Raw genomic sequence first — 14691 nt, 5'->3', positions numbered from 1 at the left:
TGATCAAACTAATTGGGGTGGTCCCCGGAGCGAGAGTAAAGATAAATAGGGATTAAAATATTTCCCTGGAGGTTGATAATTTATTGCATTTACCGATTCCTGATCAGTTAACACCCAATCTTCCTCGTAATATTTCTGTTCGGTCTTATTTTTAGTTTCGGTCTTTTGAAACCTGAAATTTTCCGAATGTTCTTTTAGAACGGGAATTTCATTAGAAGTAGTGGTATGGGAATGCATCGCAAATAAAAAGGACAGAAAGCCTTCAGATTTACCCTCTTCCTTCTTATCCTGGTGATGATGATCTTCCCCGGAATGATGATGCGCAATCTCCTTTTTCTCCTCCTGGTGTTCATGATGTGCATGAGGGATGACCTGATGAAAAGACATCAGCATAAAAATGCCAAGAAGAAATAAGGCTTTTATTTGATTTTTTATTTGCACAGGTTACAAAAATAGTAATTTACGAGAGAGATTAGAGGGAAAATAAAATAAACCATAAGAACTTTAGCTCTTATGGTTTATACTTTACCTAAAAAATATCCCAGATATTAGAGTTCTATACTTAAATATCCTTTCTTCTGAAGTTGAAAATCATGTAAGATTCCATTGTCCACAACTTCCAGCTCGATAGGGATATCTTTTTTATTCACTTTAAACTTTTTTAAAGAAAATCCGCATACAACGATTTTCACGTGCGCTTTTTCAGCTTTTTCAATAAAGTCTTTCATCATTTCGTTATCCTTAATGTCTTGTACGGTTTTTCCGCAGATAATCGCCTGAAAATCGCCAAAACTCTTTCCATCTTCTTTCGCCAGAGCCTCAGCCGTTAAAATTATTGGCTGGAGTTGGGGGATCTTTTTAGTGAGCACCACATAATTATGTGAATGCTGATCCTGTTTTGAGGTTTGCGCGTTTAATACATTCGTGAATGTAAGTGTAAGGATAAATAATCCTAAAATTAGCTTTTTCATGGTTCTTGTTTTTTAAAAGTTTGTATATCGTTTAATATAAAAAATAGGAGTCCTCCCAGAATTGCAATATTTTTAAAGAGAGGGCCTAAAGTATGTATTTGGCCTACCTGAACGGTTAGGGTTATGGGAATAATAACTGCTGCCAGTGCCATTGCAGCCCACCGGCTTTTGTACCCAATCAGAAGGCAAAAGCCTGCTATCATCATTACGATGCCTGATATAATTACCAGGTATTCCGGATTACCAAAAAAATAGGCAATTCCTTTAAACCTTGCCTGGTCTATACGCTTGATTGTTTTTTCCAAATTTAAAATATGGTTAAAACTCGCCACTAAGAATATTCCACTCAGTAAAATGCGCAATAGCTGTACCGATCTATAGGAAACTAAAATTCTTGCTTTCATTGAATTCATTAAGGTTCGTGAATAATTAGGCCGGGAAATAATCTATGTTTCCAGGCTATTTTAAATCAGGTCGCTAATGAATATTGCGGAGGTGGGTATAATTTTCTGGGATCAATACTGGCAATCAATTGTTTTCTATACACGAATAGCCTGTAATCTAAAGTAAAAATTTTAGAATTCTCTTTTTCTACACTCAGTTGATAATTATTAGAACAGGTCCTGGCAAATTTCAGTATTTGAACTGGAGAGGCGGTTTTAAAGTTTTCACCCGATTCCTGAAAATCCTTTTTCTTATTTTTACAGGAAAAATTTATAAGGACTACCTGGTTCGCATCTGCTATAAAATTCAGTATATCAGTATCTACCGTAACCAGTTCCCCTAAAAAAACGGTTAGTAGAAATATCGCTATGATTTTTTTTACGTGCATAGAAGTTTTCAAATATATTAGATTAAGCTCCCACTGCATGTAACCTTTGTTACATAGATATAGTCACACTGTTTATGTAACATAGGTTACGGAAAATCATTAGGTATAGCCGTATATTTATCATATCCATTTAAATAAAAAATCATGAAATATTATTTCGATAAAACGATTACTGGAGAGTTTGAAGAGGTTATTGATAAAGTGACCGGGAAACTGGAGGAAGAAGGCTTCGGCGTATTAACAGAAATTAATGTTACCGAAACTCTTAAGAAAAAACTTGATGTAGATTTTAAAAAATATCGCATTCTGGGAGCCTGTAACGCCCCATATGCGCATAAGGCTTTAAAGGCTGAAGATAAAATTGGTACCATGCTGCCTTGCAATATAATTGTTCAGGAATTAGAAAACGGGAAAATTGAAGTCGCGGCAGTAAATCCTATGGCTTCCATGCAGGCTGTAAAGAATGATGACTTAGAAATGATCGCTATAGAAATTGGAGAGAAGCTGGAGAAAATTATACGTGGGTTATAATTGCAATATTTTCAAATTTCAGAAATTACACTAAAAAAGCTCTTTCTGCTTAGAGATTTTCTGTGCTGATTAAAAAAAAGTATTGTAAAATTAAATCCTGCTCCAAAAAATACCTTTTACGCTAGAAAAATTTTTGCGTTTTCCGGGCTGGCTTATTATAATCTGATTTTCTGTTATAGTTGTTTTAAATCTTAGGTGTCCCTGCTTAAAAAAACTTTTCTTTGATCCTCATTAAGTTTTAGATGCAGAATTTCCTACTTTCCTTTCTATTTATACAGGCAAACCCAGCGTCTGCAAGTCCTGAAATTGATACCTGGATATGGATTGCTTTTGCTGCTTTTATAGTGCTGCTTCTTATAGTAGATTTAAAGCTCGTAATGCGTAATCCTCATAAAATAAACACCCGGGAAGCTGCATGGTATAGCGCTGGCTGGATTAGCCTGGGAGTTGCTTTTACAGGAGTCATCGCGTGGTGGCAGGGAACCGGAGCTGCAGGGGAATATATTACCGGGTATCTTATTGAGAAGTCCCTTTCTATGGACAATGTATTCTTATGGGCGGTGTTGTTCACCTATTTTAAAGTTCCGAAAGAATTTCAGCATAAGGTTTTATTTTGGGGAATTTTTGGTGCTTTGGTTTTAAGAGTCGCTTTTATTCTCGGCGGAATCGCATTAATAGAAAAATTTCACTGGATCATCTACGTTTTTGGAGCCTTTCTATTATTCACTGCTTATAAGATCTTTAAAAGTAAAACCTCCGGAACCGATCCTGAAAACAACCGGATATTTAAATGGGCTAAGAAAATAATCCCACAAACCAATAAGTACGTAGAAGATAAGTTTTTCGTCATTGAAAATGGTAAGCGTCTTGCAACTCCGTTGTTTGTAGTATTAGTGATCGTAGAACTCACCGATATTATCTTCGCATTAGACTCTATTCCCGCTATACTCGCAGTAACAAGAGATAAGTTTATTGTTATAAGTTCAAATGCTTTCGCGATTCTGGGACTTAGGGCTTTGTACTTTTTACTTGCAGATATGAAAGATCGTTTTGTTTTTTTGAATGAAGGTCTTGCGATTATTCTCGCATTTGTAGGAGTGAAATTTCTAGTAAGCGAACAAGTTGAAATTCCAATCTGGATATCTCTGGTTTTTATAGCTGTCATTCTTACCGGCTCCATTCTGTTGTCATTAAGGCATAAACCCAAATCTTAACAGAACACTAATAATATCTATAATTTTAATCATTAATTTATTCTTAGAGATATTTTCTTCTGAAGGCATTCCGAAAGGTAAGATGAGAATTCAGAAGAAAACTATAGAGTTCAATTTAATAAAAAGCAAAGATGGAAAAGAAGCTATTAGGAAATACAAAACTTGAAACTGCTCCAATTATTTTTGGGGGAAATGTATTCGGATGGACAGCAAATGAAAAGGAATCTTTTGAATTGATGGACCAGTTTCTGGATATGGGATTCAATATGATTGATAGTGCCGATGTATATTCGCGATGGGCAAAAGGAAATTCTGGCGGTGAATCTGAAAGCATCATTGGAAAATATATGAAAGCCCGGGGAAATCGGCATAAACTCACGATCGCTACTAAGGTTGGTTCCAGTATGCAACAAGGTGGGGATAAAAACATCTCAAAAACTCATATTCTAAAAGCAGTAGAAGACTCCTTGAGACGTCTCCAAACCGATCATATTGATCTTTATTTCACGCATTGGGATGATGACAAGACACCTGTGGAAGAAACTTTGGAAGCTTACCAGAAACTTATAGACCAGGGAAAGGTGAGATATATTGGCGCTTCTAATCTATCTCCTGAAAGACTTAAAGCTTCACTTGAAGCCTCAAAAACGGAAGGCTTACCGAAATACGAGGTTTTTCAGCCGGAATATAGTTTAATGGTTAGAGATAAATTTGAAGGTGACATACAGGAGATCTGCAAAAAGAATAATTTGGGGGTCACGAGCTACTTCTCACTAGCAAGCGGATTTCTAACAGGAAAATATGATAATTTAGAAGGTATAAAAGGAACTGAAAGAGAGCAGTTTTTGAAAGAATATTTTAATGATCGTGGTAAAAAAGTTTTAAAAGCTCTAAAGGATATTTCAGATCATCATAATATATCCCAGGCGGGTATTGCTTTACGATGGATTATTCAACGTCCGGGAGTCACCGCCCCTATTGCCAGTACTACAAAACCGGATCATTTCAAATCTTTTAAAGAAGCTATTTCTTTTGAATTAACTTCAGAAGAAATGACGATGCTCAATAACGCCAGTTCTTAAATTTCCAAGCTGAACTTGTTTCAGTCTATAAATTAGATATTGAAACAAGTTCAGAATAATGGAGGTTTCCTAAATGTTATTTAAGAGCACCCGAAAGTCCGTTAAAATCTAAATTTGATTGTTCTCCCGATTTCATATGCTTTAGAGTGAACTTTTTATCGTTTATTTCCTCTTCCCCGGCTAGAACCACATAAGGAATACTTCTTTTATCGGCATATTTCATTTGTTTTCCCATCTTGGCTGAATCTGGATACAACTCTGCGATAATATTTTCCTCTCTAAGCCTTTTGACTGCCTTCATAGCATAAAGCGCTTCTTTTTCTCCAAAATTGATAAACAGAACTTTTGTATTTTCAGTAACCGTAGCCGGGAAAAGTCCAAGCTCTTCCAGTACAAGATATATTCTATCAAGTCCGAAGGAAATTCCTATTCCACTCATATCTTTCAATCCAAAAATACCTGTTAGATCGTCGTAACGACCTCCACCACCAATAGAGCCCATTTTTACATTTTCGGGAGCGGCAACTTCAAAAATTGCTCCTGTATAATAATTGAGTCCGCGAGCCAGGGTGACATCTAAATCAAGTTTTGCCACCGATAATGGCATTTCTTCAATCGCATTTTGAATAAACTGCAATTCTTCAATTCCTTTCTGTCCTGTTTCAGAACCTTCCAAAATAGTTTTTAATCCTTCTATCTTTTCAGCAAAATTTCCATTTAGATTAAAAATTGGCTGAATCTTGTTTAATGCCTCTTCAGAAATACCTTTTTCACGCATTTCCTTTTTAACTCCCTCCTCACCTATTTTGTCAAGCTTGTCCAGGGCAACCGTAAAATCGATTAATTTATCCTGCTCCCCGATCACTTCAGCAAAACCGGAAAGAACCTTACGATTATTGATCTTAATCGTCACTCCTTCTAAACCAAGCTTATTAAAAACAGCGTCGTATAACTGAACAAACTCCACTTCCTGCCAAAGACTATTGCTTCCAACTACATCTGCATCACACTGAAAAAATTCTCTAAATCTTCCTTTTTGAGGACGATCTGCCCTCCAAACAGGTTGGATCTGGTATCTTTTAAACGGGAATTCAATTTCATTTTGATGTTGTACCACATATCGCGCAAATGGAACCGTAAGATCATAACGCAAAGCTTTCTCACTAATAGAAGAAGTTAGTTTTAGACTATCGCTATTAGCCAAGGCGTCCTTATCAGCTTTTTTAAGGAAATCTCCTGAATTCAGGATTTTAAAAATCAGGCGGTCACCTTCATCTCCATATTTCCCCATAAGGGTGGAAGAATTTTCAAAACTTGGGGTTTCAATTGGCTGAAATCCGAAGCCTTTAAATTCTGTTTGGATGGTATTAAAAATATAATTTCTCTTTGCGACTTCTTCCGGTGAAAAATCTCTCGTACCTTTTGGTATAGACGGTTTTTGTGCCATGATATATTTTAAGCTGAATTGCTATTTAGGAATGCAAATATCTTAATTTTTAACCGAACCCAAACAAAATTGAAATTTTAAGTAACAAAGTTCTAATTTTATAGTCTAACCGGTAAGCCAGAAAATTCAAACCATGTTTTCACTCTTTAGAGAAAATATAAGGATAGCCCTTAATTCTATCAGAAATCAATCCCTTAGAACCATTCTTACGGTTCTAATTATCGCTATTGGTATTACGGCGCTAGTGGGCATTCTAAGTGCTGTCTCGGCACTGGAGAACACCATTAGTAAAGATTTTGCTTCTATGGGTTCCAATACCTTTAATCTGCAACGATATGAATTCCAAACACAGAGTTCCCGTAGTGAGGACAGAAAAGTGAATCCTGTAGTAAGTTATCGTGAAGTGATGGAGTTTAAAGAAAAATTTCAATACCCATATACAGAAACGGCCATTTCTTTCACAGGAACCGGATCTGCAGAAATTAAATATGAAAATGAAAAGACCGATCCCGAAATTTCGGTAATGGGAGTTAATGAATATTATCTCGAAAATTCCGGATTAAACGTTGAAGATGGAAGAGAATTTAACGTTTTTGATATTGAGAATAATAATAATGTTGCTGTTATAGGTTCAGATTTTAAAGATGGAATTTTTAAAGGTTTCGATCCTGTAAACCGAACTATTAGTGTTCGCGGCGCAAAATTTAAGGTTATCGGGGTATTGGAGTCAAAAGGAAGTACTTTTGGAAACAACCAGGATCTTCGGGTATTTATACCTATTCAGCATGCTCGTTCTATTTTTTCACTACCAAACATCAATTATAGTTTAAGCGTCAAAGTGGAAGATAAAGAAGTGCTGGATGCGGCGATGGATGAAGCAATTATCACCTTTAGAAATATTCGCGGATTAAGTCCAAAAGAAGAAAATAACTTCGGATTGGAAAGAAGCGATGATCTTATTAACCGAATTCTTTCGATAACGGATGCCCTCAATATTGCAGCCTGGATCATCTCCATAATTACCATTTTCGGGTCTTCTATAGCTCTGATGAATATTATGCTGGTTACGGTAACAGAAAGAACCCGTGAAATCGGGGTTCGGAAGGCATTGGGAGCTAAGAAAAATACGATTGCCACCCAGTTCTTTTTAGAAACGCTGGTTATTGGTCAACTTGGGGGACTATTAGGGATATTACTTGGAATTCTTATTGGTTATGCTGTTGCAACCTCTCTTGACTTTGATTTTACCACACCTTGGAAAGCCATGTTCTGGGCCACGGGAATTACCATTCTAGTAGCAATCCTTGCGGGAAGTTATCCAGCAGCCAAAGCTGCAAAACAAGATCCTATCGAGTCACTTAGATATGAATAAATAAGTTTGAAAATGAATCAATTTGAAAATCGAAAGATTCAATAACTCATTTTCAAATTAATTTATCCCTTAACTACATCCTTAAAATAACCGTAAAGCGCTCCTTGTGTGATATTAGCACCTTGTTTGATAAGGGCAAAAATATCCTTATTTCTATCATCACTAATTGCTCTGGTAGAAGTATAAATATTTACAGCATCGTCCATCAAATTAGTTTGCAACCACTGATAGCCTTCTCTGGTAGTAATATCTATTGCTTCATTTTCTATCTTCACCGCTATTAATTCTATCGTAGCGGTAGTGATATGGAAAAGAAACATCTGATTTGGAGAAAAATGTTCCAGATACTCCACTTTATTTAAGACACCTTCCCAAACAAGATCACTAAATATATCTAATTCTTCTTCAGCAGTCTCAGGTTTATCTTTTTTGATCTTCTGCCACTCATCTCCAGTAATAGACTGTGTGGCCAGAAAATTGATGAATTCCTGATGCATTTCTTCTAACTGCTCCTTTGTTAATCGTGCGTATTTCATAAATTCTTTCATAATAAATCCTGCTAGTCTACAGGATTAGTTCAACAAAGAATTTTGATAAAAAATCAAAATTCAGTTTCACTAAAAAAGAAAAGCCCACTCAAAGAATGAGCAGGCTTTTTTCTATAAATAAAATAAATTAAGCGTCTCCTACAACGTCAAAAGAAAAGTTAGATATTACTTCACGATGAAAACGTAAAGTAGCATCATACTGTCCTAAACGTTTGATGTTTCCACCAGCAATGCTAATATATTTCTTTTCGATCTCTACACCTTCTTTAGCAAGAGCATCAGCTAAATCTCCATTAGTAATGGATCCAAAAAGCTTATCCCCTGCACCTGCCTTAGCAGTAATCTTAATTTCCAGGTTATTAAGCTTTTCAGCTTGTTTTTTAGCTTCGTCAATATGCTTTTGTTCTTTATAGGCTCTCTGCTTCAAAGTTTCAGATAAAACTTTTCTTGCAGAAGGAGTTGCTAATTCAGCAAAACCATGTGGAATAAGATAGTTTCTACCGTAACCGTTCTTAACAGCTACAAGATCATCTTTAAAACCTAAATTATCTACGTCTTTTTTAAGTATCACTTCCATAACTGCCTCTTTTTATTTTAATAAATCACCTACGTAAGGCATTAATGCTAAGTGACGAGCACGTTTTACGGCTGTAGCCACTTTTCTCTGGAACTTCAAAGAAGTACCTGTTAAACGACGAGGTAACAATTTACCCTGTTCGTTTACAAAGCCCATTAAGAAATCTGGATCTTTATAATCGATATACTTGATACCCGATCTTTTAAACCTACAGTATTTCTTAGCCTTGGTAGTCTCTATATTAAGAGGAGTAAGATACCTGATCTCTCCGTCTTTTTTTCCTTTTGCTTGTTGTTCAATAGATGTTGCCATGGTTACGCTTTTTCCTTGTTACGTTTTCTTCTTTTTTCAGCCCAGGCGATAGCATGCTTGTCTAACTTTACAGTTAAATAACGCATCATACGCTCTTCTCTTCTGAATTCTAACTCTAGCGGCTCAATTGCATCACCAGGAGCTTTGTATTCAAATAAGTGATAAAAACCACTTTTCTTGTGTTGGATTGCATAAGCCAGTTTTCTTAGGCCCCAATCTTCTTTAGCTACCATCTCAGCTCCTTTAGAAACAAGAAAATCTTCGTATTTCTTAACTGTCTCCTTTATCTGCTCATCAGATAAAACGGGATTCAAGATGAAAACAGTTTCATAATTGTTCATAAAAATTATTTTATATTAAATCGGCTGCAAAAATAGAATTATTATTCGTTATTTCAAAGTAAATTTACAAGGATAAAACACAAATATTATCGGTCAAAATGGTTTTTACCTTGTATTTCTTATTATTAATGAGTAATATTGTTCTTGACTAACCTAAATAATCGTGGAAGAAGTTTTACTCAAATGTGCTGTCGTAGACGACTCTAGCCTTCAAAGGCTATCTATCGTCAAATTAATTAAAGACCACCCGAATTTAAAACTGGTAGCTGAATATAATAATGCTATCGAGACTAAAAATGGTTTGTTGGATACCGAAACTGATCTAATTTTCCTGGATATAGAAATGCCAATATTATCTGGATTTGAACTTCTGGATAATCTTCCTAATAAACCGCAAATTATATTCGTAACCGGTAAAACCAAGTACGCATTTAAGGCTTTTGATTATGATGCGGTAGATTATATTCATAAACCCGTTACAAAAGACAGGTTTAACAACGCAGTAAATAAAGCAGTTAATTTATATAACCTGAAACATCAAACCCCGGTTCCGGAAGATGATGATTTTATATTTGTAAAAAGTAATTTAAAGAACAGGAAAGTATTTTTAGGTAAACTGAAATATATTCAGGCTCTTGGTGATTATGTGAAGTTTGTTACTGAAAAAGACAATTTCGTTGTACTTGCGACTATGAAGTCTTTTGAAGAGCAATTACCAAACGAACGCTTTTTACGAACCCATAAATCTTACATTGTAAATCTTGAGAAAATTGAAAGATATAACAGTAAGAATATAGAGATAGATAAGCAAAAACTACCACTTAGTCGTCACAAGAAAACAAACCTTGTGGAAGCACTAAGTGCCATTCAGCAATAAATATTTACACCTATTATAATAAGATTAAAGCCATTTAAAGATGGCTTTTTTTATTGTGGATCAACGTTTACCACCACCCTTACAGACCTATACGCTCCAATAGCATTAAAACTTTTTAAAATACGGTGCACCATATTTTTTGTTTTCCCCAATGATCGCTTTTGAGGGATTTTAATCAGGATATTTTTATAGTACTCATTTCTAATTCTTGCTACGGGTGGAAACTCTGGCCCAAGAACGTACCGGTCAAATACATTCTCTAAAGCTCGGGCTAACCAATCTGCTGCTTCATTAGTTTTTGAATAATCCTTACATTTTAGTGTTAACCGTATTAATCGGAAATAAGGCGGATATTGATATTGATACCGATCTTCCAGCTGCTCTTTATACATTGCTAAATAGTCCCCGGTTGAAACCTGCTGAATAATTTGATGATGAGGGTTGTATGTTTGTATTAAAACTTTACCTCGTTTCTTTGTTCTCCCAGATCTTCCCGCAACCTGTAGCATTAACTGGAAACTTCTTTCATGAGCTCTGAAATCAGGGAAATTTAGAAGATTATCTGCATTCATTATCCCCACCAGGCTTACTTTCCTAAAATCCAACCCTTTGGTGAGCATCTGTGTTCCTATTAAAATATCGGTTTCATGATTTTCAAAAGCCTGAATAATTTTTTCATAGGCATGTTTTCCACGAGTCGTATCCTGATCCATCCTGGCGATCTTAGATTTTGGAAACAAAGCTTTTAATTCGGTTTCCACCTGCTCTGTACCAAAACCTTTGGTCGTAACCTCATTACTTCCGCAAGCCATACACTGAAGTTGCATAGCAATATGATACCCGCAATAGTGACAACGCAATTGGTTATTATGACTGTGATAGGTTAGACTTACATCACAATTAGGACATTGGGGAGAGTGTCCACAAGTATTGCATTCAAGAATTGGCGAAAATCCTCTTCTATTCTGAAATAAAATAACCTGCTCCTCCTCCGTAAGACTTTCCTTGATCTCTTCAACAAGTCTTTCAGAAAAGTGTCCCGTCATTTTCTTTTTACGATGAGCAGTCTTGATATCAACGACTTCAACTTCCGGCATCAAAACATTTCCGTAGCGCCTGTTCAACTCCACCAGGGAATATTTGTTATGCTGCGCATTAAAATAAGACTCTATAGAAGGTGTTGCTGAACCTAACACAATGTTAGCCTCAAACATATTCGCCAATACCACGGCTGCATCTCTGGCGTGGTAGCGTGGCGCCGGATCAAATTGTTTAAAAGTAGACTCATGTTCTTCATCTACCACAATCAATCCTAAATCCTGAAACGGTAGAAATATACAGGATCTTGCTCCAATGACTATTTTTCCTTTTTCAGAATTATCTAATACTTTTTTATAAATCTCTACCCTTTCATTTACAGAGTATTTACTATGATAAACCAAAACTTTATCTCCAAAGTAATTCTGAAGACGTTTTATTAGTTGTGTAGTAAGCGCGATCTCCGGTAGCAAGTACAGAGCCTGCTTCCCTTTATTTATCGCTTCTTCAATTAAACGGATATAGATTTCTGTTTTACCGGATGAAGTAACTCCATGTAATAAGCATACCTGTCGCTCTTCAAAATTATCCTTGAGTTCCTGAAATGCTTTTTGCTGAATTTTATTGAGAATTATTTCATGTTGATTGATTTCTCCTGAAAAAACGACCCTATCTGTCTCTTCATAGTATTCTTCAAAAATTTTCTTATCAATAAGGCTCTTTAAAACCGTATTACTGGCTCCGGAAGCATTTAATAACTCTTTTACCTTGAGAGGCTTCTTTGAATGAGCTGAAATTGAAAAATAAGACAATACAATTTCTCTTTGTTTTGGTGCTCTTGAGAGATCGTCCAGAAGCTGATGCATTTCAACTTCAGCTTCGTAAATCGAATTCAGTTTTATATATCTTACTTGCTTAGGTTTGAATTGTTCGTAGATCTCCTGATTTAAAGCTACCAGATTCTTCGCTACCAGATTATTTATAACCGGTAATACTTTTTTACGATCCAGTAATTGCTCTACCTCTTGAATCTTCATCGATGATTGTCGCTGCAAGGCTTCAACAACCAGGTATTCATCATCAGTTAAAACTTCGTTTTCTATTTCGGTATCTTTCGAAAGCTTCACGATACTCTCGCTTTCCAGTAAAAATGCCCCAGGCAAAGCAGCCCGCATTACATCTCCCTCAGCACATAAATAATAGCTTGCAATCCATTTCCAAAAAGCAAGTTGTTCTTTGGTTAATAATGGTTTCTTATCAAGGATCTGATGTATTGGTTTTGCTTCATATATTGTGGGTGGATTTTGGTGGATTTCTGCGACAATCCCTGTATATATTCTGCTTTTACCAAACTGAACAGCTAACCTCATTCCCGGCTGGATAAATTCAGCTTCTTCCTGAGAAAGGCTATAGGTAAAGCGGTTTTCAAGAGGTAAAGGCAGGATAAGATCAGCGAAATAAGGCATGTAAAACTTATTGGTTTATATAATAGAAAAAGCTGCTTATAAAGCAACTTACTTCAAACTATAGAATTCAAAAATATTAAGAATCTTTAGTTTTTTAAAAGTAAACTGAAACTTTAAAAGCAGCTTTTAATTTTCTGAAAATATTATTCAGCTCTGCGCCATGTTTTCGTTCTATAAAAAAATGAAATATATCCGCGAATCTTTAAAAGATCTGGATTGTCTTCGTCCAGCCAAATCTTAGATCGGTATTCCTTTCCATTTTTAGGATCTACAATGGTTCCCCCCACAAACTCATCACCGTCTTTCTTAAATCCTTTCATCAACTCCATTCCTTCAATAGGCACATTTTTCAACTCACCCTCACATTTAGTACAAACGCGATTGCGATCCTCTTCTTTCATTATTCGATCTACTTTACCGTAAATCTCACCATTTTTTTCATAGATCTTAATTATGGAATTCACTTTCCCATCTTCGTTCGTATTTTCCCATCTTCCAACCACCTCTTCCTGTGACTGAACAGGCAGAAAAACACCAATAAAAAGAAGAATAAATATCGCTGTTTTCATACTACTTCCCTAGCATAGCCTCTTTAAGATCGTCATCTGCCGGTCTATTAGATAACCAAATTCCAAACAAGGCTTTTTTGAAATCCATCCCTTCGATAGTTCCTAATTCCTTATCGTTTTTATAAGCTGTTACACCGGTTTCAGGTATATAAACGATATCGAACACATCGTTTTTCTTAATTTCAGCTGAAAAGAAACTTCTGAATTTTTCAATCTTAGAAGCTAAAGGCTTGGTATTACCTGAAGTAGAATTCTCAAAACCTTCATTCACAGCATCAATCATTTTATCACTGGTAATTAATTTCGAAACAATATGAAGTTTAATACTCATAGCTTCGTTTGCAGAAACAATTTCAGAAGCATTTGAAGATTTTTTCGAAAGATAAAGTCCCCCGGCATAAAGATCTATCCATAATTTCTCTCTAACCCCTGCCCCATTTAAATTAAGAGTTTGCTCTTGATAGGTTTCAGTATCTGGCAGGTTAACTCCACCAACTTTAGTTTGAGCAGACATAAGGCCAATACTCATAATGGCAATCATTGTAAAGACTAATTTTTTCATAGAAATTTGATTTTAATTGGATTAAAGTTATTTAAAATTTTTCTTCAGTTTTATTAAAGATGCATTAAGTTCAAAACCTAAAAGTAACATATTGGAATTGAGCCATATATAAAACATTAAAATTAATAATGCCCCAATAGAACCGTATAATTCATTATAATTTGAAAAGTTCGTAATATAAATACTAAACAAAACTGTGGTTATCATTATAAGTATCGTGGTAAATAAAGCACCTACTGAAAAGAACTTTGCCTGCCTCGCTTCCCTGGTTCCAAAATAATATAAAATCGCTACCGCCGTATATATTAGTATCACAAATCCTATATAGTTAATAAGCCTGGCTCCTACACCATCGGCATTTACCAATCCCAAATTACTTAGGTCGTCTATGGCATAAGTAATATAAACCGCACCTACCACAGATATTAGCAACAACAGTGCCAATATAAGCGAAACCCCCACTGCTACAGCATATTGCCGCGGGATAGAACGGTTTGTTTTGGTATGATAACTAAATTCAAAACCTGTAAATATCGCATTAATCCCATTGGTCATTAAAAAAATGGATAATATAAATGCTACAGATAATAAACCTCCCCTGGGGGTGCTTGCAATATCCTCGAAAATATTACCAAAGAAATCTGAAGTTTCCGGTGGTAACAATGTATCCATGAAAAGGAGAAATTCTATTTGAAAATCATCAATAAAAGTGATGTATGGAATAAGGTTAAGAACAAATAATAGAAAAGGGAAGATGGCCATAAAAAAACTGAAAGCGATAGAACTTGCCCTGGTAGAAAAAGTCCCTCTGACAATACCACCCCAGTAGATGATCCATAAATTATAAAGCGACAATCCTTCTAGACCCGGCAATATAATCTTCTTGGACTTTTTTTTCCACCAATCAGAAATTTCACTGAGTTTAGATTTAGTCGCTTTTTCCGGGGCCATA

Annotated in this window: 18 protein-coding genes; 5 read left to right on the top strand and 13 right to left on the bottom strand. The window is 35.6% G+C overall.

All coding sequences use genetic code 11. From position 1 onward, the window contains the following. Positions 1–3 precede the first annotated feature (3 nt). The 4 genes from GFO_RS05275 to GFO_RS05260 form a co-directional block, all read right to left on the bottom strand. Complete coding sequence (locus GFO_RS05275) at positions 4–387, bottom strand: hypothetical protein (RefSeq protein ID WP_229664769.1); 384 nt, start codon at positions 385–387, stop codon at positions 4–6. Between the two features lie 161 nt (positions 388–548). Beyond that, entirely contained in the window at positions 549–971 is a 423-nt protein-coding gene (locus GFO_RS05270; protein WP_011709013.1) for a DsrE family protein, read from the bottom strand. Next, on the bottom strand, positions 968–1375 hold the full coding sequence (locus GFO_RS05265; RefSeq protein ID WP_041250017.1) for a DoxX family protein: 408 nt from the start codon (positions 1373–1375) through the stop codon (positions 968–970). Before GFO_RS05265 ends, GFO_RS05270 begins: the two co-directional genes overlap by 4 nt. A 65-nt stretch (positions 1376–1440) precedes the next feature. Beyond that, positions 1441–1803: a hypothetical protein gene (locus tag GFO_RS05260; RefSeq protein WP_041250016.1), complete on the bottom strand. Its 363-nt coding sequence runs from the start codon at positions 1801–1803 to the stop codon at positions 1441–1443. A 144-nt stretch (positions 1804–1947) separates the two neighbouring features. Between GFO_RS05260 and GFO_RS05255 the strand changes: the two genes are divergently transcribed. From GFO_RS05255 to GFO_RS05245, 3 genes are all read left to right on the top strand, one after another. Further along, complete coding sequence (locus GFO_RS05255) at positions 1948–2334, top strand: DUF302 domain-containing protein (protein ID WP_011709010.1); 387 nt, start codon at positions 1948–1950, stop codon at positions 2332–2334. Between the two features lie 242 nt (positions 2335–2576). After that, positions 2577–3548 carry a TerC family protein gene (locus GFO_RS05250; protein ID WP_011709009.1) on the top strand — a complete coding sequence of 324 codons (972 nt, stop codon included), beginning with the start codon at positions 2577–2579 and terminating at the stop codon, positions 3546–3548. Positions 3549–3679: 131 nt separating this feature from the next. Continuing rightward, positions 3680–4630 (top strand): aldo/keto reductase, encoded by a 951-nt coding sequence (locus tag GFO_RS05245; RefSeq protein WP_011709007.1) that lies wholly within the window; start codon positions 3680–3682, stop codon positions 4628–4630. Positions 4631–4706: 76 nt separating this feature from the next. On the opposite strand, the gene hisS is transcribed toward GFO_RS05245, so the two are convergent. Continuing rightward, positions 4707–6077: a histidine--tRNA ligase gene (hisS, locus tag GFO_RS05240; protein ID WP_011709006.1), complete on the bottom strand. Its 1371-nt coding sequence runs from the start codon at positions 6075–6077 to the stop codon at positions 4707–4709. Positions 6078–6210: 133 nt separating this feature from the next. On the opposite strand from hisS, the gene GFO_RS05235 reads away from it, so the two are divergent. Further along, on the top strand, positions 6211–7449 hold the full coding sequence (locus GFO_RS05235) for an ABC transporter permease (RefSeq protein WP_011709005.1): 1239 nt from the start codon (positions 6211–6213) through the stop codon (positions 7447–7449). 62 nt (positions 7450–7511) lie between these two features. Here the strand turns inward: GFO_RS05235 and GFO_RS05230 are convergent, their stop codons facing one another. The 4 genes from GFO_RS05230 to rpsF all read right to left on the bottom strand — a co-directional run bounded on the left by GFO_RS05230 (position 7512) and on the right by rpsF (position 9227). Then, positions 7512–7985: a DUF6495 family protein gene (locus tag GFO_RS05230; protein WP_041250254.1), complete on the bottom strand. Its 474-nt coding sequence runs from the start codon at positions 7983–7985 to the stop codon at positions 7512–7514. Positions 7986–8124: 139 nt separating this feature from the next. Beyond that, positions 8125–8574 (bottom strand): 50S ribosomal protein L9, encoded by a 450-nt coding sequence (rplI, locus tag GFO_RS05225; protein WP_011709003.1) that lies wholly within the window; start codon positions 8572–8574, stop codon positions 8125–8127. A gap of 12 nt (positions 8575–8586) precedes the next feature. Next, positions 8587–8886, bottom strand: coding sequence for a 30S ribosomal protein S18 (gene rpsR / locus GFO_RS05220; protein ID WP_011709002.1), 300 nt, complete (start codon positions 8884–8886; stop codon positions 8587–8589). Positions 8887–8888: 2 nt separating this feature from the next. Next, on the bottom strand, positions 8889–9227 hold the full coding sequence (gene rpsF / locus GFO_RS05215; RefSeq protein WP_011709001.1) for a 30S ribosomal protein S6: 339 nt from the start codon (positions 9225–9227) through the stop codon (positions 8889–8891). Between the two features lie 163 nt (positions 9228–9390). Here rpsF and GFO_RS05210 point away from each other — a divergent pair, with 163 nt between their 5' ends. After that, a complete protein-coding gene (locus tag GFO_RS05210; protein ID WP_011709000.1) occupies positions 9391–10104 on the top strand; it encodes a LytR/AlgR family response regulator transcription factor in 714 nt (237 codons plus the stop codon). Positions 10105–10154: 50 nt separating this feature from the next. Here the strand turns inward: GFO_RS05210 and priA are convergent, their stop codons facing one another. From priA to GFO_RS05190, 4 genes are all read right to left on the bottom strand, one after another. Continuing rightward, entirely contained in the window at positions 10155–12608 is a 2454-nt protein-coding gene (gene priA, locus GFO_RS05205) for a replication restart helicase PriA (RefSeq protein ID WP_011708999.1), read from the bottom strand. Positions 12609–12751: 143 nt separating this feature from the next. Beyond that, positions 12752–13177 (bottom strand): DUF2147 domain-containing protein, encoded by a 426-nt coding sequence (locus tag GFO_RS05200; protein WP_011708998.1) that lies wholly within the window; start codon positions 13175–13177, stop codon positions 12752–12754. Position 13178: 1 nt separating this feature from the next. Continuing rightward, a complete protein-coding gene (locus GFO_RS05195) occupies positions 13179–13739 on the bottom strand; it encodes a chalcone isomerase family protein (RefSeq protein ID WP_011708997.1) in 561 nt (186 codons plus the stop codon). Positions 13740–13766: 27 nt separating this feature from the next. Next, complete coding sequence (locus GFO_RS05190) at positions 13767–14690, bottom strand: YihY/virulence factor BrkB family protein (protein ID WP_011708996.1); 924 nt, start codon at positions 14688–14690, stop codon at positions 13767–13769. Position 14691: the final 1 nt, after the last annotated feature.

This window comes from Christiangramia forsetii KT0803, assembly GCF_000060345.1.
Taxonomy (GTDB): domain Bacteria; phylum Bacteroidota; class Bacteroidia; order Flavobacteriales; family Flavobacteriaceae; genus Christiangramia; species Christiangramia forsetii.
The sequence above is the reverse complement of the archived record's forward strand: the minus strand, read 5'-3'. Positions and strand labels throughout refer to the sequence as shown.

Bases quoted from the DNA above. Each gene is read 5' to 3' on its own strand.
- GFO_RS05275 (WP_229664769.1), bottom strand. From the start codon at position 387: ATGTCTTTTCATCAGGTCATCCCTCATGCACATCATGAACACCAGGAG.
- GFO_RS05270 (WP_011709013.1), bottom strand. From the start codon at position 971: ATGAAAAAGCTAATTTTAGGATTATTTATCCTTACACTTACATTCACG.
- GFO_RS05265 (WP_041250017.1), bottom strand. From the start codon at position 1,375: ATGAAAGCAAGAATTTTAGTTTCCTATAGATCGGTACAGCTATTGCGC.
- GFO_RS05260 (WP_041250016.1), bottom strand. From the start codon at position 1,803: ATGCACGTAAAAAAAATCATAGCGATATTTCTACTAACCGTTTTTTTA.
- GFO_RS05255 (WP_011709010.1), top strand. From the start codon at position 1,948: ATGAAATATTATTTCGATAAAACGATTACTGGAGAGTTTGAAGAGGTT.
- GFO_RS05250 (WP_011709009.1), top strand. From the start codon at position 2,577: ATGCAGAATTTCCTACTTTCCTTTCTATTTATACAGGCAAACCCAGCG.
- GFO_RS05245 (WP_011709007.1), top strand. From the start codon at position 3,680: ATGGAAAAGAAGCTATTAGGAAATACAAAACTTGAAACTGCTCCAATT.
- hisS (WP_011709006.1), bottom strand. From the start codon at position 6,077: ATGGCACAAAAACCGTCTATACCAAAAGGTACGAGAGATTTTTCACCG.
- GFO_RS05235 (WP_011709005.1), top strand. From the start codon at position 6,211: ATGTTTTCACTCTTTAGAGAAAATATAAGGATAGCCCTTAATTCTATC.
- GFO_RS05230 (WP_041250254.1), bottom strand. From the start codon at position 7,985: ATGAAATACGCACGATTAACAAAGGAGCAGTTAGAAGAAATGCATCAG.
- rplI (WP_011709003.1), bottom strand. From the start codon at position 8,574: ATGGAAGTGATACTTAAAAAAGACGTAGATAATTTAGGTTTTAAAGAT.
- rpsR (WP_011709002.1), bottom strand. From the start codon at position 8,886: ATGGCAACATCTATTGAACAACAAGCAAAAGGAAAAAAAGACGGAGAG.
- rpsF (WP_011709001.1), bottom strand. From the start codon at position 9,227: ATGAACAATTATGAAACTGTTTTCATCTTGAATCCCGTTTTATCTGAT.
- priA (WP_011708999.1), bottom strand. From the start codon at position 12,608: ATGCCTTATTTCGCTGATCTTATCCTGCCTTTACCTCTTGAAAACCGC.
- GFO_RS05200 (WP_011708998.1), bottom strand. From the start codon at position 13,177: ATGAAAACAGCGATATTTATTCTTCTTTTTATTGGTGTTTTTCTGCCT.
- GFO_RS05195 (WP_011708997.1), bottom strand. From the start codon at position 13,739: ATGAAAAAATTAGTCTTTACAATGATTGCCATTATGAGTATTGGCCTT.
- GFO_RS05190 (WP_011708996.1), bottom strand. From the start codon at position 14,690: ATGGCCCCGGAAAAAGCGACTAAATCTAAACTCAGTGAAATTTCTGAT.